Here is a 16,972-nt window from a genome sequence, read left to right as displayed (position 1 = left end):
CGAGGGCCCCCGGGACAGGGGATGATGGAGGCTTGGGCGTTCGGGACCCAGGTCGGGCCGACGCGCCGTCACCACGACCGCCGGCAGCACATGGGGGAACGTTCCGAATGACCCAGGCGCAGGGTTCCACCGGCCGCCTCCTGGCCGGCCGCTACCGCCTGAACGGCGTGCTCGGGCGCGGCGGCATGGGCACGGTCTGGCGCGCCGAGGACGAGATGCTGGGCCGGACCGTCGCGGTCAAGGAACTGCGGATGAACGCCAGCGTCGACGAGGAGGAGAAGCACCGGCTGATCACCCGGACGCTGCGCGAGGCCAAGGCCACCGCGCGGATCCGGCACAGCTCGGCGGTGACGGTCTTCGACGTGGTCGACGAGGACGACCGGCCGTGGATCGTGATGGAGCTGGTCGAGTCCCGCTCGCTGGCCGACGTGGTGCGGGAGGACGGGCCTCTGGAGCCCGCCCGGGCGGCGGAGATCGCGCTGGACGTGCTGGGCGTGCTCAGCGCGGCGCACGCGCTGGGGATCCTGCACCGGGACGTCAAGCCGTCCAACGTGCTGATCGGCGAGGACGGCCGGGTGGTGCTCACCGACTTCGGCATCGCCAGCGTGGAGGGCGACGCCTCCGTCACCTCGACCGGGATGCTGGTCGGCGCCCCCTCGTACATCTCGCCGGAGCGGGCCCGCGGGCAGAAGCCCGGGCCGCCGGCCGACCTGTGGTCGCTGGGCGGCACGCTGTACGCCATGGTCGAGGGCCGGCCGCCGTACGACCGGGGCTCGGCGCTGGCCACGCTGACCGCGGTGATGACCGAGGACCTGGCCACGCCGGTGAACGCCGGGCCGCTGCTGCCGGTGATCGAGGGGCTGCTGGCGAAGGACCCGGCCGAGCGGCTGGACGCCTCGCAGACCCGGTCGATGCTCAAGCGGGTGGTTGCGGAGTCGACCGCGCGGGCCGAGTCGACCACCGAGCACGCGGTGCCGGTGAAGAAGGCGGCCGTGGCGGAGTCGGCGCCGGGGGCCAAGCCGGCCGAACCGGCGAAGGCGGCGGAGGCGGAGCCGGAGCAGGCCGAGGACGGCCGGAAGCGGGCCGTGGGCGGGCTGCTGGGGACGGTCCGGGTCGGCAGTCGGGCCCAGGGCGGGGAGCCCGCCGGGAAGCCGTCGGGGGAGCCGGGGGCGGAGGCGATCCGGCCGGTCACCAGCGAGTGGACGCTGGGGGCGACCCAGGCGGCCGGGGCCGATCCGCGCACCGGCCGGCGGCGGCTGGCCATCGCCACCGTGATCGTGGTGCTGCTGCTGATCGCGGGCGTGGTGGCGGTGGTCCAGGCGGTCGGCGGGGACGGCGGTTCGAGCGGCGGGTCCACCGGGAGCGCGGGTGCCACCGGGCCGGTGACGGCCAGTACGCAGCCGGAGCCGGTGTCGAGCCCGAGCGCGGCGGCGCCGCCCGCGCCGGCGCCCGCCCAGCCGACCAGCGACCCGGCGGCGGTGCCGGACGCGCCGGCGCAGTCCGCCGGTGCGCCGGCGGCTCCCGTGCAGACCCCGCCGCCGGCGCAGACCCCGGCGCCGCCCGCGCCGGCCGCCGTGCCGGCCGGCTACCACGAGTACAAGGACCCGAGCGGCTTCTCGGTCGTGCTCCCGGACGGCCTGCAGCCGGCCGGGTCGGACGCCAACCGGCGGATCTTCAAGAACGCGGCCGACGGCAGCCAGCTGCGGATCGAGTGGACCACGTCGCCCGGTGCGAGCGCGGTCGCGGACTGGCAGGAGTCGGAGCCGAACGTCCGCGGTCAGGTCAGCAACTACCAGCGGCTGAACCTGGCGGCGATCACCTACCGGCAGTGGAGCAACGCGGCGGACTGGGAGTGGACCAACGGCACGCCCAGGATGCACTCGCTCAACCGCGGCTTCGTGACCGGCACCCCGGCCAAGTACGGGTACTCGATCTACTGGATCGTCCCGGACGCCGAGTGGGCCGCCCAGGCCCCCGTCCGGGACGTCGTCTTCAACAGCTTCCAGCCGGCGCCGTAGGGTCGAAGGCGGGCCTCAGCCGATCAGGCGTTGCTTGGCGCGGGTGAACTCGTCCTCGGTGAGGGCGCCGGAGGTGCGCAGGGCGGCCAGCCGTTCGAGCTGGCCGATGAGCTGGTCGCCGGTGGCGTCGGCCGGGGCGGCGGACACGGCCTTCGGGGCGTTGCGGGCGGTGCGGGCGGCGGTCCGGAGCTGTTCGGCGAAGAAGTCGGCCTTGACCACGTCCTCGAAGCGGTGCGAGCCGGTGAGCGCCACCACCAGGAGCACTTCGCCGTTGAGCTTGGTGCGGGTCACGGTGACGTCGGTGACGGCGGCGAGCGGAACCGGCACCGGAGGCTTCCCGTCCTTCAGGAAGAGCAGCCGATGGGTGGTCAGCACGAGCATTCCCTTGCGGAAGTGGTCGGGATGGCGCCCGGCGGTCGAGGCGACCGGCTTCTCACCGTCGATGATGGTCCCCTCGACGGTGCGGAGGGCCTCGGCCTGATTGGCTTTGCCGCTGTTTCCGGAGGCCTCGAAGGCGGTGTCGATCAGATCGGTCCAGTCCATGGGATCGAGCCTAAGGGAGCCGCTCAGTAGGCTGCTCGGTGAGCGAGAGGAACTGGCATGCGAGGCGCCCCCGGGCAGTTGCTGGCGGGGCGGTACCGGTTGACGGACCGTCCTGAACCGCTGCGTGCCCACGCGGTGGACGAGCGGACCGGCGAATCGGTGCTGCTGAGCGCCCTGGAGTTGCCGGGTCTGCTGACGCCGGGTCAGGACCTGGAGGAGGCCGCCGCCGCGCAGGCGGACCGGCTGGTGCGGCGGGTAGCGGCGGTCGGTTCGGCCGCGCCGGTCGCGCACCCGCGGCTGCTGCGCGGGGTCGGCGCGTTCGTCGAGGGCGAGCTGCTGTGGACGGTGGAGGAGCGGCCGGCCGGGCGTACGGTGGCCGAGCTGCTCGCCGAGGGGCCGCTGCCGCCGTACCGGGCGGCCGAGTTGGCGGCGGACGTGGCCGGTGCGCTGCGGGCGCTGCACGCGGCCGGGCTGACCCACGGAGCCGTGACCGCGGAGTCGGTGCTGGTCTGCGAGGACGGCGCGGCGATGCTCGGCGGGCTGCTCGCCGGGGTGGCGCAGGAGGCGCTGGCCGAGGAGCTCGGCGGGCCGGGCGGGCGGCGCCGGTACGAGGTGCGGGCCACCCTGGTCGGTCCGGTGGCGGAGCGCTGGCCGCTGGACGGCGGCCCGGCGGGCGACTGCTGGGCGCTCGGGGTGCTGGTGCAGCGGCTGGTCACCGGCCGTGCGCCGTACCCGGAGCGGGACGTGCCGGAGCTGGTGACGGCCGTCCGGGACGGGCGGCGCGAGCCCGCGGTGGTGTGCGGGCCGCTCGCGCCGCTGGTGGAGCGGCTGTTGCGGCCTGACCCGGTGCTGCGGCCGACGGCGGAGGCGGTGCGCGGGGAGCTGGCGGCGCTGCTGGCGGGGGCGCCGGAGCCGGTCGACGAGGAGCGGGCGGCGGGGGTTCCGGTGCTGAAGCCGGAGGCGCCGCTGGTGCCGCATCCGCGCGGCGGGAGGGCCGGGGGCTCCAGGGCCGGGAGGAGTGCCCGAAAGGGCGGCGGCGGTGGGGACTTCGGGGCGGGCAACGGGGCGAAGCCGCCCCGGATACCCCCCGCCCTGCTGGGCCCGCTGTTGGTGGGTGGGGTGTTCGTGCTGCTCGCGCTGGGAATCGCCGCGGTGGTCCTGTTCGCAGGCTGACGGCCCGCGGCGATTCCGGTCCGCCGGTCCGGGGGGCGGGCGTGATTACCCGGGGAGGCGGGGTGCGCCTAATGTGTGCGTGGGATTTGTTCGAACAGTGGTCTGCACCAGGCCCTCCGTCGCGGGGACGGCAGGCGGAATGTGTGGGGGAGCGGGCGCAGATGGGCGTGCAGGACGGGCCGGAGTCGGCCGAGGCGGAGCGGTTGCTGGCCGGGCGGTACGAGCTCGGCGAGCGGCTCGGCCGCGGCGGCATGGGCACTGTCTGGCGGGCCTGGGACCGGATGCTCGACCGCGAGGTGGCGGTCAAGGAGCTGACCGTGAACCACCTGCCCGAGGAGGACCTCCAGATCCTGCACGCCCGGATGAAGCGCGAGGCCAGCGCGGCTGCGCGGATCAAGCACCCCGGCGTGATCACCGTGCACGACGTGCTGGAGCAGGACGGCCGGCCGTGGATCGTGATGGAGCTGGTCGACGGCCGCTCGCTGGCCGACGTGATCAGCCAGGACGGCACCCTGCAACCGCGCGCCGCCGCCGAGGTCGGCAGCCAGGTGCTGGCCGCGCTGCACCGCGGCCACCAGCTGGGCGTGCTGCACCGGGACGTGAAGCCGGCCAACGTGCTGCTGGAGCGCGGCACCGGGCGGGTGGTGCTGCTGGACTTCGGCATCGCGAAGTACGAGGGCTCGACCGAGCTGACCCGGCCGGGGGACCTGGTCGGCTCGCCGGACTACCTGGCGCCGGAGCGCGCCCAGGGCGAGCGGCCCGGGCCGGCCTCCGACCTGTGGGGCCTCGGGGCGACGCTGTACGCGGCGGTCGAGGGCCAGTCGCCGTTCCGGCGGGACTCGCCGATCACCACGCTCGCCGCGGTGGTCGACGAGCCGTTGCCGGAGTCGCGGCGGGCCGGGCCGCTGGGGCCGGTGCTGGCCGCGCTGATGGCCAAGGACCCGGCCGAGCGGCCCACCGCGGACGAGGCCGCCCGGATGCTGGCCGAGGTGCAGTCCGGGCACACGATGGGCCTGAAGTCGGTCGCGTCGGTGCGCACGCCCACGCAGTCGGTGCCGGTGGTGGACCGCAGTGAGGGCCGGGCGACCGCGGCGGAGCCGGTCGAGGGCTCCGAGGAGCCGACCGAGCCGAAGGCCGCCGCGCCCGCCGTCCCCGCCGTCCCCGCCGTCCCCGCCGGACCGGACACCGCCGGGGGCGGGCAGGCCGCGGCCATGGCGTACACCGGCCCCGTCGCGCCGGTGCCGCACTCCGTCACGCCCGCGCGCGGACCGGCCAAGCGCCGTAACCTGCTGAAGATCGTGGGCATCGCGGTGGCCGTCGGCCTGCTGGCCGCCGCGGGCACCTTCCTCGTCACCCGGCACATGGTGGGCGGCGGCGCCGGCCCCGACGACCCGACGCCGACCGCCGCCGAGTCCACCGGGCCCGAGCCCACCAGCGACGCCAGCCCGGCGGTGGCGCCGCCCAGCGGCTACCACTGGGTCGACGACCCGGCCGGCTTCCGCTTCCCGCTGCCGAACGGGACCCCCTCCTGGCAGCGGATCAGCGCCGGGGACAACCAGATCTTCTACAGCCCCGACGGCAAGGTGCACTACCTCCAGTTCGCCGTCACCGTCGGCCAGTCGGTCAAGCCGCTGGAGCACATGCGGCAGATGGAGGGCAACGTCTCCAAGTCGCTCAAGGACTACAAGCAGCACCGGATGGCCGGCACGGCGGTGAAGGGCCAGGAGGCGGCGGTCTGGGAGTTCAGCTACCTGGCCAAAGAGGGCGGCCGCCGGCGCGCCATCGAGACCGAGTTCATCAGCCAGGACGGCACCAGCTACGCGATCTACTCGTCCAGCCCGGAGAAGGGCAACGAGTGGAACGAGGCCGAGCAGCGCTTCTACGCGGTGCTCAACGGCTTCACCCCGACCCGCTGACCGGGGCCGGGCGGAGCGCCCGCTTTCGCCCGACTGCGGCAGATTCTTGTTACCGACGGGTACCGGACCGGCCGCCGAGCGCCTAGGCTGCGCCGTATGTCGGACCTCACAGCAGATGCAGTGGCCACCGAACACCCCGGCACCGGCAACCCGGCGGCCCCCGGCGGCGGCCGGACGGTCGCCGCGGCCGTCCCGCCGTCCCTGGTCGCCAAGCTGGCCGCCGGCGTCACCGCCACCGGCGAGCCCGACCTGGTGGAGACCGTCGCCCCGCTGACCGGCGAACGGCTGGCCAGTCTGCCGCAGTCCACCCCGGCCGACGTCGAGGTCGCCTTCCAGCTGGCCCGCCGCGCCCAGGCGGCCTGGGCCGCGCTGCCGGTGCGCCGCCGGGCCGCCGTCCTGCTGCGCTTCCACGACCTGCTGCTCAGGCGGCAGGACGAGGTGCTGGACCTCGTCCAGGCGGAGACCGGCAAGGCCCGGCTGCACGCCTTCGAGGAGGTGCTGGCCGTCGCCATGGCCGCCCGGCACTACGGGCGGGCCGCGCACGCGTACCTCAGGGACAAGCGGCACGGCGGCGCGCTGCCGGTGCTCACCCATGCCGTCGAGGCCCGCCGCCCCAAGGGCGTGATCGGCCACATCTCGCCGTGGAACTACCCGCTGGAGCTGTCCGTCGGCGACGCCCTGCCCGCCTTCGTGGCCGGCAACGCGGTGGTCAACAAGCCCGACACCCAGACCGCGCTGACCGCACTGTGGGCCCGCGAGCTGCTGGTCGAGGCCGGGCTCCCGGCCGACCTGTGGCAGATCGTGATCGGCGACGGCCCGGTGATCGGCCCCGCCGTGGTGGAGCACGCCGACTACGTCTCGTTCACCGGCTCGACCCGCACCGGCCGCGACGTCGCCCAGCGCGCCGCCGCCCGACTGGTCGGCGCCTCGCTCGAACTCGGCGGCAAGAACGCCATGCTGGTGCTCGCCGACGCCGACCTCGACGCGGCCGCCGCGGGTGCCGTACGGGCCTGCTTCTCCTCCGCCGGGCAGCTCTGCATCTCGATCGAGCGGCTGCTGGTGCACCGCTCGGTGGCCGACGGGTTCCTGGAGCGCTTCGCCGCCCGCACCCGGGCGCTGCGCCTCGGCGGCGGTCTCGCCTACGGCGCGGACATGGGCTCGCTGGTCTCCGTCCGCCAGCTGGAGACCACCACCCGGCACGTCGAGGAGGCGGTCAAGGCGGGCGCCACCGTGGTGGCCGGCGGGCGCGCCCGGCCGGACCTCGGCCCGTTCTTCTTCGAGCCGACCATCCTCGACGGCGTCACCCCCGACATGGCGGTCTGCGCCGAGGAGACCTTCGGCCCGGTCGTCTCCGTCTACCGCTTCGACACCGACGAGGAGGCGGTGGCCGCCGCCAACTCCACGCCGTACGGCCTGAACTCCAGCGTCTGGACCAGGGACCTGCGGCGGGGCCGGGCGGTCGCCGCCCGGCTGCGCACCGGCACGGTCAACGTCAACGAGGCGTACGCCGCCGCGTACGGCTCGGTCGGCTCGCCGATGGGCGGCATGGGCGACTCCGGGCTGGGCCGCCGGCACGGCGCCGAGGGCATCCTGCGCTTCACCGAGGCGCAGACCGTCGCGACCCAGCGGCTGATGCCGATCGCGCCCTCGTTCGGGCTGGACGACAAGCAGTTCGCCGCCGTGATGACCGGCGGGCTGCGGGCGCTCAAGGCGCTGCGCTTCAAGTAGGCCCCGGAGGTACGCGGGCCCCGCGCGTCCGCCGGGGCCCGGTTCGCGGTACCCACAGGCAGGTTCACCCGGCGAAGGAGCGGTGGCAGATGGTGCAGTCCGGCGGTGCGGCGGAGTTCGACTACGACGTGGTGGTGGTCGGGTCCGGCTTCGGCGGTTCGGTCGCGGCCCTGCGGCTGACCGAGAAGGGCTACCGGGTCGCCGTCCTGGAGGCCGGGCGGCGCTTCGACCGGGACGAACTGCCCAGGAACTCCTGGGACCTGCCGAACTACCTGTGGGCGCCGCAGCTCGGGCTGTACGGCATCCAGCGCATCCACCTGCTGGCCAACGTGCTGATCCTGGCCGGCGCCGGGGTCGGCGGCGGCTCGCTGAACTACGCCAACACCCTGTACGTGCCGCCGAAGGCCTTCTTCGAGGACCGCCAGTGGCGCCACATCACGGACTGGCAGCAGGAGTTGGCGCCGTTCTACGACCAGGCGCAGCGGATGCTCGGGGTCCGGCTCAATCCGACCCTCACCCCCTCCGATGTCCACCTCAAGGCGGCCGCCGAGCGGATGGGCGTCGGTGACACCTTCCACATGGCGCCGGTCGGGGTCTTCTTCGGCGACGGCGGGGACACCGACGGCAGCGCCAAGGCGGCCCCCGGCGGCGAGGTTGCCGACCCGTACTTCGGCGGCGCCGGCCCGGCCCGCAAGGCCTGCGTGGAGTGCGGCGAGTGCATGACGGGCTGCCGGCACGGCGCCAAGAACATGCTCACCGAGAACTACCTCCACCTGGCGGAGCGGGGCGGCGCGGAGATCCACCCGCTGACCACGGTGGCCAGGATCCGCGAGTACGGCGACGGCTACGCGGTGGACGTGCGCCGCACCGACTCCCGTTCGAGGACGGACCGGGTGAAGGCGGGCGCGCGGACGATCACCGCGGCCCGGGTGATCGTCGCGGCCGGCACCTACGGAACCCAGTCGCTGCTGCACCGGATGCGGGACGGCGGCCACCTGCCCCGGATCTCGGAGCGGCTGGGCGAGCTGACCCGCACCAACTCCGAGGCGCTGGTGGGCGCGCAGACCACCGACCGGCGGTACGGCACCAGGGCGGACTTCACCAAGGGCGTGGCGATCACCTCCTCGATCCACCCGGACGCCAACACCCACATCGAACCGGTCCGCTACGGCAAGGGCTCCAACGCGATGGGCGCGCTGTCCATCGCCCAGGTCCGGGGCGGCGGGGCGGTCCCGCGCTGGCTGCGCTACCTGGCCAACTCGGCGCTCCACCCGGTGACCTTCGCCCGCTCGATGAACCAGCGCCGCTGGTCCGAGAAGACGATCATCGGCCTGGTGATGCAGTCGCTGGACAACTCGATCACCGTCTCGCTGAGGAAGGGGCCGCTCGGCAAGGCCCGGCTCACCTCCTCCCAGGGCCACGGCGAGCCCAACCCGACCTGGATCCCGGCCGCCGAAAAGGGCGCCCAGGCGCTGGCCGACGAGATCAACGGCTTCCCGGGCAGCACCGTCGGCGAGATCTTCGACATCCCGATGACGGCGCACTTCCTGGGCGGCTGCCCGATCGGCGACGCCCCCGAGACCGGCGTGGTGGACCCGTACCACCGGCTGTACGGCTACCCCGGGATCAGCGTGGTGGACGGTTCGGCCGTCTCCGCCAACCTGGGCGTCAACCCCTCGCTCACCATCACCGCCCAGGCCGAGCGCGCCATGTCGATGTGGCCGAACAAGGGCGAGGCGGACCCGCGCCCGGCCCAGGGCGAGGAGTACCGGCGGGTCGCCGCGGTGGCCCCGGTGCGGCCGGCCGTGCCCGAGGGCGCGTTCGGGGCGCTGCGGCTGCCGCTGCTGCCCGTCCCGGAGGTCCCGAAGAAGCGCGGCTGACCCGGCCCGGAGGCCCAATGGGCCTGCCCCCTTTCCCGGTTGACATCCGTTCGGATCCGATGGGATAAACGGGCTCCCTGGGGCGACCAGGGACTCGTCGAGCGGGGGGAATGCGGGCCATGGCCGACTGCACATCGTGCGGGGCGACTTCGGAGGAGGGGGCCTCCGGCTGCGGGTCGTGCGGCCGGCCGTTCGTGCCGCCGCCCCCGCCGGACGCCGCTTCGCCCGTCGCTCCGCCCGTCGCTCCGCCCGTCGCTCCGCCGGCCGTGCCGCCGCCCCCGCCGGGTGCGGCTCCGCCCGTCCCCCCGCCCCCGCCGGGTGCGGCTCCGCCCGTCCCGCCGCCCGGCTACGGGCCGCAGCCGGGGTACGCGCCGGCCGCGGCCCCGCCCGCGCTGGCCAGCTGGGGCGCCGGGCAGCGGTACGACAAGCAGCCCGGGTTCCAGCGCCTGCTGACCGCCGCGGACTGGCGCCCGGCGGCCAGGGCGGCCGTCGCGCCGACCCTCGTCCTGCTGGCCGTGGCACTGATCGCGGCGATCCCGAGCGGCTACGACTACCAGTACCGGTTCGAAGCGCCCGGCTTCGGCGAGCGCTTCCTCGCGATGCTGTCGATGACCCTGAACGCGCTCGGCGCGCCGTTCCGCATCGGCTTCGAGAGCTCGGCGAGCCGGGGCACGGCCGGCTGGGCGGAGTCCGTCCGGGTGCTGCCGATGACCGTCACCGCCCTGTGGTGCCTGGCGCTCTGGCTCGGGCTGCGGGCCGGGCTACGCCGGTGCAGGGCGGCCGAGGGCCAGCTGACCCGGAGCCGGGCCGCCGCCGAGGCGGTGCGCACCGCGGTCGTCCTCGCGGCGGTGAGCCTGGTGCTCGGCCTGGTCGGCGGTACGGACTGGAACCCGGACGGCCGCCTGGGCCGGGCCGACTACCCCGGCTCCGGCCGGAAGTCGGCGGAGTCGCTGATCACCGCGGACTCCGGCTGGCTGGAAGCGGTCGCCTGGACCGCCGTGTCGGCCGCCCTGCTGGCCTTCCTGGTGTACGGCACCGACGCGCTGCGCTGGGCCGCCTGGCGCAGCCGCGCGGTGCGCGGCTGGGCGGTGGCCGCGCTGACCGCCGGCCAGGCGCTCGCGATCTCGGTGGGGCTGTCCTCGGTGGCGGCCTTCGTGGTGGTCGCGGCGAACAGCGACAGCGGGGCGCTGACCGGGGTCTCACTGGCCTTCCTGCCCAACCTGGGCCTCGGCCTGCTCGCCTTCGGCTCGGGGGCGAGCCTGCGGTCGCACACCAACCTGTCCGGCGACGGCGGATCCTCGTGGCGCGACCGCGGCAACGACACCGAGTTCTCCTTCTTCGACCTGCGGGACATGAGCGCCGACTGGCGCTGGACCGGCCTGGCCGCGCTGGTCGCGGCGGGCGTGCTCGGCTGGGCGGCGTACCGGCGGCGTCTGGACACCACCGACCGGCTGCGCCTGGCGGCCCTGTACACCGGGGCGCTCACCCTGCTGATGACGGTCTCCGGGGCGGCGCTGGTGGAGACCAGCTCCATGACCGGCTGGGCCGAGGCCAAGCGGACGGAGTTCTCTCAGGAGTCCTCGGTCGGGCTGGTGTTCCTGACCGTGCTGGTGGCCAACGCGGTCTGGGCGCTGGTCGGGGTGCTGCTGGTGCCGGTGTTGCTGGCGGCCGTGCGGGGCCGGGGCGAGGGCGCGCCGGGCGGCGCCGTGCCGTACGCCGAGTCCCCGTTCGCGCCGGGCGGGGGCGCCGTGCCGTACCCGCCGGAGGTGCCGTACGCGACGCCGCACGGTGTTCCGGCGCAGCAGGGCGGCCCGGTGCCGGGGGCCGGTGTGCCGCCGCAGGCCGCCGCGCCGCAGGACGCGCCGTACGCCGCCGGGAGCGGGGTGAGCGAGGTGCTCGCCTCGCACGAGGCGCCGTCCGCCCCGCCCGCGCCGTCAGCGCCGCCCGCGCCGTCCGCCCCGGCCGGTGGGGCGCCGGTGCCGCCGCGCCCGGCCGAGGAGCCGGTCGACCCGAGCGTCTGGCGCGAGCACCCCTGAGCGCGGGCACCCCTTGAGCGCGAGCCCCACTGAGCGCGAGCACGCCTGAGCGAAGACGGCCCGGACAGGGCAAAGGGCCCCGCGGGGGAACGGGGCCCTTTGTCGCTCAGCACTCGGCGTCAGGGCCGCGCCGGTGCTGGGGTGACGGCGCCGGGGGAGGAGCGCCGTCGTGTCGGTTGGCTTCGGGATGCGCCGTGCGGCTCCGGCGTGGGTGGCCGGACGCGCGGGGCGCGAACGCCCGTACGCGGGGTCGGCGCGCAGGTCTGCGCCGGTCCCACGCTCACGGAGCGTGAACTGAAGACCGCTGCCACCTCCCTGCGGCGCGGCTGCGGAGAACGCCCGTCGCGGGCCTCCTCGGCGAGCCGTGAGGCGCCGGGAGAACCGCTTACAAGGAGCATCGTGCTGGACGAGGGGCTCGCTCTGCAACCGGTTCGGCACAGTTCGGCAGAGAGCATTTCCCGTCGGGCCCGCCATCGATGATCACGGTGCGTAGTGGCCTGGGTGGTGGAGGCGCACGGGGACGCGCGTAGCGGCGCGGTGCGGACGGGGGCGTGCGCCCGGGCGCACACCGGATCGGACCGGGGGTGCGACGGCCGGCCCGGGCGTCCCCGGATTCCGGCCGTCCCACCTCTCGGCCCAGTCGCGGCCGGGGTCGCTGTCCCCTGCTGGCCGGCCGCGGCACCCGCGCACGGTCCCACGGAGCCGCGCACCCGGCGGGCCGGGCGGCGGCACCACGTGCGCCGGTGGACTGGGTGGAACTCCACGCGTGGTCCTGCTGCCGTACGGCGGTGCCCCCGCGGGGACGGGCGGCGCGTCTGGCGGACGCGGCGCGGCCGTACGTTCGTCAGAAGCAACGAACCGCGGCCCCGCCCGGTCACGGTTCGTTGGACGGGCAGACGAGTGAAACCGGACAGCCCGGTAGAATCGGTGTCCAGACACCCCACACCCGTCCGCAGCCGTGGCCCCCGCCGGGGAAGCGGCTCCGCGCGACACCTCGATACCGCTGCCGGAAGGCCGTCTGTGTCCTCTGCAATTCCCGTCCAGTCCGCGCCGGACAACGACCCCGTTCTGGTGGTCGACTTCGGCGCCCAGTACGCCCAGCTCATCGCCCGTCGGGTGCGTGAGGCGCGGGTCTACAGCGAGATCGTGCCGAGCAGCATGCCGGTCGCCGAGATGCTCGCCAAGAACCCCAAGGCGATCATCCTCTCCGGCGGCCCGTCGTCGGTCTACGAAGAGGGCGCGCCGCAGATCGACCGCGCGATCTTCGAGGCCGGTGTCCCGGTCTTCGGCATGTGCTACGGCTTCCAGCTGATGGCCAAGAGCCTCGGCGGCACCGTCGACAACAACGGCGCCCGCGAGTACGGCCGCACCCCGCTGACCGTCTCCCGCACCGGCTCCACCCTGTTCGAGGGCGTCCCGGCGCAGCACTCGGTGTGGATGTCGCACGGCGACGCCTGCTCCGCCGCCCCGGAGGGCTTCGCGGTCACCGCCTCCACCGACCTGGTCCCGGTCGCGGCCTTCGAGAACGACGAGGCCCGGCTGTACGGCGTCCAGTACCACCCCGAGGTGCTGCACTCCGACCACGGCCAGCTGATCCTGGAGCACTTCCTCTACCGCGGCGCCGGCATCGCCCCGACCTGGACCACCGGCAGCGTGGTCGACGAGCAGATCGCCCTGATCCGCGAGCAGGTCGGCGACAAGCGCGCGATCTGCGGCCTGTCCGGCGGCGTGGACTCCGCGGTCGCGGCCGCCCTGGTCAACAAGGCCATCGGTGACCGGCTGACCTGCGTCTACGTCGACCACGGCCTGATGCGCAAGGGCGAGACCGAGCAGGTCGAGAAGGACTTCGTGGCCGCCACCGGCGTCCAGCTGAAGGTCGTCGACGCCTCCGAGCGCTTCCTGGACGCGCTGAAGGGGGTCACCGACCCCGAGGAGAAGCGCAAGATCATCGGCCGGGAGTTCATCCGGGTCTTCGAGCAGGCCCAGGCCGAGATCATCGCCGAGGCCGGCGAGCACGGCGAGTCGGTCGACTTCCTGGTCCAGGGCACCCTGTACCCGGACGTGGTGGAGTCCGGCGGCGGCACCGGCACCGCCAACATCAAGTCCCACCACAACGTCGGCGGCCTGCCCGAGGACCTCCAGTTCCAGCTGGTCGAGCCGCTGCGCAAGCTGTTCAAGGACGAGGTCCGGATGGTCGGCCAGGAGCTGGGCCTGCCGGAGGAGATCGTCCAGCGCCAGCCGTTCCCGGGCCCGGGCCTGGGCATCCGGATCGTCGGCGAGGTCACCAAGGAGCGCCTGGACCTGCTCCGCGACGCCGACGCGATCGCCCGCGAGGAGCTGACCGCGGCCGGTCTGGACCGCGAGATCTGGCAGTGCCCGGTCGTGCTGCTCGCCGACGTCCGCAGCGTGGGCGTGCAGGGCGACGGCCGCACCTACGGCCACCCGATCGTGCTGCGCCCGGTCTCGTCCGAGGACGCCATGACCGCCGACTGGTCGCGTCTGCCCTACGACGTGCTGGCGAAGATCTCCACCCGGATCACCAACGAGGTCCGCGACGTGAACCGCGTCGTCGTCGACGTCACCAGCAAGCCGCCGGGCACCATCGAGTGGGAGTGAGCACTCCCGCCGGCCGCCGGGGCGCGAGGTCGTCGTCGTCCTGAGGCCGATGCCTGAACGGCCGCGCCGTCGTTCCCGTACTGGAGGGAGCGACGGCGCGGCCGTTTGCGGTGCGGGTGCCGCTCTCCGGGAGGGACCTCCCACCGAAAGCGGTCGGGAACGGGCAGAATGCGGACCGGACCTGTCAGGGAGTGGCAGGCGACGAGGGAAGGTGTGAGGGATGTCGGAGGCCAGCAACTCGGTGCCGGCCGGTGGGGGAGCGGCCAGTCGGGCCGACCGGGCGGCGCGGTGGCGGGCGCTCGCGTCCCGGTACGCGCTGCTGCCCCTGCGGCTCTTCCTCGGCGTCACGTTCGTCTACGCCGCCCTCGACAAACTGTCCGACGCCCACTTCCTGGCCGGGGCGGGCGACCCGGCCTCCTTCGTCTCGCAGACCCAGGCCGCCAAGGCGGGCGGCAGCCCGATCTCCTTCCTGCTCGGCCCCGCCCTCGACCACCCCACCCTGTTCGCGCTCGCCATCGCCTTCGGCGAGCTGGCGGTCGGCCTCGGCACCCTGCTCGGCCTCTGGGGCCGGGCCGCCGCGCTCGGCGGCGCGCTGCTCAGCCTCAGCCTGTGGCTGACCGTGAGCTGGAGCGTCGCGCCGTACTACCTCGGCAACGACCTGGCCTACCTGATGGCCTGGACCCCGCTGGTGCTGGCCGGGACGCCGTACCTGTCCGTGGACGGCTACCTGGCCCGCCGGGCCGGGCGGGACCGCGCGCGCGGGCTCGGCGAGGACCACGTCCGGCGGCGGGCCCTGGTGGACGGCGGGATCGCGGCCGTCGCGATCGGCGGGGCCGGGCTGCTCGCCGGCTCGCTGACCCGCACCTTCGGCCGGGACAGGTCCGCCGCGCCCAAGCAGTCGGCGGCCCCGGTCTCCACCGCCCTGGCGCAGGCCCCCGCGGTGTCCGCCGCGAGCGTGCCGGTCGGCGGCTCGGCCCAGGTCAAGGATCCGGCCACCGGGGACGCCGTCTACATCGTCCAGCCCAAGGCCGGCCAGTACTGCGCCTTCTCCGCGGTGTGCACCCACTCCGGCTGCGCCGTGGACGCGCCGAAGAACGGCCAGCTGTACTGCCCCTGCCACGGCTCCCGGTTCGACGCCGCGACCGGTGCGGTGGTCAACGGGCCGGCGGTCAAGCCGCTGCCCAGGTACGCCGTCCGCAAGGACGGGGACCAGCTGACCCTGGGCCCCCAGCAGGGCTGAGGACCCGGGGGTTCGTCGGCGGGGTCACTCCTCGCGGTCGGGCCGGGCGCGCCGGGCCACCGCCGCGACCGCGCCGGCCAGGCCGCCGACGCCGAGCACGATGAAGGTGACCGGGATGACGATCCGCCCGTTCACCGACTGGTCGTTGAGCGCCGCGACCAGGTAGAGCACCGCGATCACGGTGAACAGCGCGCCCGCGATCAGCGAGAACAGGTCGAGCCGGTGCTTCCTCACTGCTGGACCACCTTGATGTTGCCGAGCCCGATTCCGAGTTCGAGATTGAGGGTGCCCTTGGCCGGCCGCCCGTTGGCAGGGCCGATCAGGTAGGTGTGCCGCCCGGTGCTGTCGCTGCGGTCACCGGGCACGGTGACGTCGCCCAGGCCGACCCGGACCACCAGGTTCACCGCCACGTCGTCCGGCACGGTGACGGTCATGTTGCCGGCGCCGAGGTCGGCCTTGGTGGCGAGGGTGGCCCCGGCCGGGTCGACCGCGGAGAGGTCCAGCCTGATCGTCCCGGCGCCCAGGTTGTAGCGGTCGTGCAGGTCGGTTGCCGAGACGACGGTCCAGTCGCGGTCGCCGACCGCGTTGCGCAGGGAGTCCGGCGAGTGGCCGACGAAGGCCAGCGCCAGGGTGAGCAGCAGACCGGTCACCGCCAGCCGCCGGGCCCGGCCGAACTTCGCGCCGACCAGCAGCGTCAGGCCCACCACCAGCAGCGCGGAGGCCAGCACCGTCGCGCCGCGGACCGTGGGGTCGTGGTGGCCGGCGGAGGCGGTCCACACCGCGGTGCCGGCGCCGACCGCCAGCAGGAATCCGAAGAAGCCGAGCGCCGAGCGCTCCCGGGGGCGCCGGACGGCGGCGGGTTCGGGACGGCGCTCCGCGCGCTCCTTGCGCAGCGGGTCGCCCTCCGGCAGGTCGGCGCGCTGCCACCAGGGCTGGGCCGGGGTGCCGGCCGGCGGCACCGGGGTGCCGAACGGCGGGGTCGGGGTGCCGAACGGTGGCGTCGGGGTGGCCGGGGCGGTGTTCCCGTACGGGTTGCGCTCGGGGTGGCGCGGGTCCCACAGGTAGCCGCCGGCGTCGGGGGTCGGGCCGTCGGCGGGCGCCTTCCCGGCGGTCCGGGCGGTGGTGTGCTCCGTCGCCCCGGCCGGCTCGGCCTGCTCGGCCTGCTCCGGCCGCGGCCAGCGGTAGGCCCCGGCGCCGCCGGTGATCCCGGTGCCTTCGTTGTCGGGGAAGTGACGGTCGTACGGGCCGCCGCGGCGGCGCTCGCGCCCCCGCCCGCGCCCCCGGCGGCGCTCCGGGTCGTACCGCACCGCCAGGAAGACCAGGGCGGCGAGCAGCAGCAGCGGGAACATCTGGTCCCCGTCGCCCATCGAGGAGAAGAACACCCCGGTGCCGATCACGGTCAGCAGCACCGCGCCGACCGACTGGCCGTCCACCCGCCCGGTGAGCACCCGCTGGAGCTCGGTGCGCCCGCCGCGGCCCTTGGCGCCGTCGTCGGTCGGGACGATCAGCCAGGCCAGGCCGTACAGGAACAGCCCGAGGCCACCGGAGAGGCAGAGCACCACCGTGACGATCCGGAAGACCACCGGGTCGATGTCCAGGTGCCGGCCGAGGCCACCGCAGACACCGGCCACCACGCGGTGGTGCTCGGCCCGGGTCAGTGGGGGGCGTTCCGGTTCCGGCGGGGCGGCGGGCCCGGCCTCCTCGATGCGGGGGTCCTCGGTCATGGACACCATCCTTCCGGCACGGGACGGCCCGGCCCAACCGGGTCGACCCCTGTCCGTACCCTGACTTGTCCCTGATGCGGCTTGGGGACACACCCTGA

General features: G+C 74.9%; 11 protein-coding genes and 1 pseudogene. 9 read left to right on the top strand and 3 right to left on the bottom strand.

Annotated elements, in window-relative coordinates; all coding sequences use genetic code 11:
- Window positions 1–107: 107 nt before the first annotated feature.
- The gene (locus ACZ7RU_RS06980) at window positions 108–2,018 is read left to right on the top strand and encodes a serine/threonine-protein kinase (protein WP_470339876.1); all 1,911 of its coding nucleotides are present in this window, start codon (window positions 108–110) and stop codon (window positions 2,016–2,018) included.
- 15 nt (window positions 2,019–2,033) lie between these two features.
- Here the strand turns inward: ACZ7RU_RS06980 and ACZ7RU_RS06975 are convergent, their stop codons facing one another.
- Complete coding sequence (locus ACZ7RU_RS06975; protein ID WP_470339875.1) at window positions 2,034–2,561, bottom strand: SHOCT domain-containing protein; 528 nt, start codon at window positions 2,559–2,561, stop codon at window positions 2,034–2,036.
- Window positions 2,562–2,618: 57 nt separating this feature from the next.
- Between ACZ7RU_RS06975 and ACZ7RU_RS06970 the strand changes: the two genes are divergently transcribed.
- The 8 genes and pseudogenes from ACZ7RU_RS06970 to ACZ7RU_RS06935 all read left to right on the top strand — a co-directional run bounded on the left by ACZ7RU_RS06970 (window position 2,619) and on the right by ACZ7RU_RS06935 (window position 15,150).
- The gene (locus ACZ7RU_RS06970; protein WP_470339874.1) at window positions 2,619–3,734 is read left to right on the top strand and encodes a protein kinase domain-containing protein; all 1,116 of its coding nucleotides are present in this window, start codon (window positions 2,619–2,621) and stop codon (window positions 3,732–3,734) included.
- 161 nt (window positions 3,735–3,895) lie between these two features.
- Window positions 3,896–5,650, top strand: coding sequence for a serine/threonine-protein kinase (locus tag ACZ7RU_RS06965; RefSeq protein ID WP_470339873.1), 1,755 nt, complete (start codon window positions 3,896–3,898; stop codon window positions 5,648–5,650).
- 96 nt (window positions 5,651–5,746) lie between these two features.
- Window positions 5,747–7,378, top strand: coding sequence for a succinic semialdehyde dehydrogenase (locus ACZ7RU_RS06960; protein ID WP_470339872.1), 1,632 nt, complete (start codon window positions 5,747–5,749; stop codon window positions 7,376–7,378).
- An 89-nt stretch (window positions 7,379–7,467) separates the two neighbouring features.
- A complete protein-coding gene (locus tag ACZ7RU_RS06955) occupies window positions 7,468–9,258 on the top strand; it encodes a GMC oxidoreductase (protein WP_470339871.1) in 1,791 nt (596 codons plus the stop codon).
- 266 nt (window positions 9,259–9,524) lie between these two features.
- On the top strand, window positions 9,525–11,294 hold the full coding sequence (locus tag ACZ7RU_RS06950) for a hypothetical protein (protein WP_470339870.1): 1,770 nt from the start codon (window positions 9,525–9,527) through the stop codon (window positions 11,292–11,294).
- A 1,020-nt stretch (window positions 11,295–12,314) separates the two neighbouring features.
- Complete coding sequence (gene guaA / locus ACZ7RU_RS06945) at window positions 12,315–13,910, top strand: glutamine-hydrolyzing GMP synthase (protein WP_470339869.1); 1,596 nt, start codon at window positions 12,315–12,317, stop codon at window positions 13,908–13,910.
- 220 nt (window positions 13,911–14,130) lie between these two features.
- A pseudogene (locus ACZ7RU_RS06940) lies at window positions 14,131–14,658 on the top strand (DoxX family membrane protein); the annotation flags it as partial.
- A gap of 48 nt (window positions 14,659–14,706) precedes the next feature.
- A complete protein-coding gene (locus ACZ7RU_RS06935) occupies window positions 14,707–15,150 on the top strand; it encodes a QcrA and Rieske domain-containing protein (protein WP_470340219.1) in 444 nt (147 codons plus the stop codon).
- Window positions 15,151–15,174: 24 nt separating this feature from the next.
- Here ACZ7RU_RS06935 and ACZ7RU_RS06930 read toward each other — a convergent pair whose 3' ends face one another.
- A complete protein-coding gene (locus tag ACZ7RU_RS06930) occupies window positions 15,175–15,384 on the bottom strand; it encodes a hypothetical protein (protein WP_470339868.1) in 210 nt (69 codons plus the stop codon).
- On the bottom strand, window positions 15,381–16,874 hold the full coding sequence (locus tag ACZ7RU_RS06925; protein WP_470339867.1) for a PspC domain-containing protein: 1,494 nt from the start codon (window positions 16,872–16,874) through the stop codon (window positions 15,381–15,383). The genes ACZ7RU_RS06930 and ACZ7RU_RS06925 overlap by 4 nt, the downstream gene beginning before the upstream one ends.
- Window positions 16,875–16,972: the final 98 nt, after the last annotated feature.

Source organism: Kitasatospora sp. NPDC114501 (assembly GCF_055633695.1).
The sequence above is the reverse complement of the archived record's forward strand: the minus strand, read 5'-3'. Positions and strand labels throughout refer to the sequence as shown.

Coding starts and splice junctions, on each gene's coding strand:
- ACZ7RU_RS06955 (WP_470339871.1), top strand. CDS start 7,468: ATGGTGCAGTCCGGCGGTGCGGCGGAGTTCGACTACGACGTGGTGGTG.
- ACZ7RU_RS06925 (WP_470339867.1), bottom strand. CDS start 16,874: ATGACCGAGGACCCCCGCATCGAGGAGGCCGGGCCCGCCGCCCCGCCG.
- ACZ7RU_RS06965 (WP_470339873.1), top strand. CDS start 3,896: ATGGGCGTGCAGGACGGGCCGGAGTCGGCCGAGGCGGAGCGGTTGCTG.
- ACZ7RU_RS06970 (WP_470339874.1), top strand. CDS start 2,619: ATGCGAGGCGCCCCCGGGCAGTTGCTGGCGGGGCGGTACCGGTTGACG.
- ACZ7RU_RS06980 (WP_470339876.1), top strand. CDS start 108: ATGACCCAGGCGCAGGGTTCCACCGGCCGCCTCCTGGCCGGCCGCTAC.
- ACZ7RU_RS06960 (WP_470339872.1), top strand. CDS start 5,747: ATGTCGGACCTCACAGCAGATGCAGTGGCCACCGAACACCCCGGCACC.
- ACZ7RU_RS06975 (WP_470339875.1), bottom strand. CDS start 2,561: ATGGACTGGACCGATCTGATCGACACCGCCTTCGAGGCCTCCGGAAAC.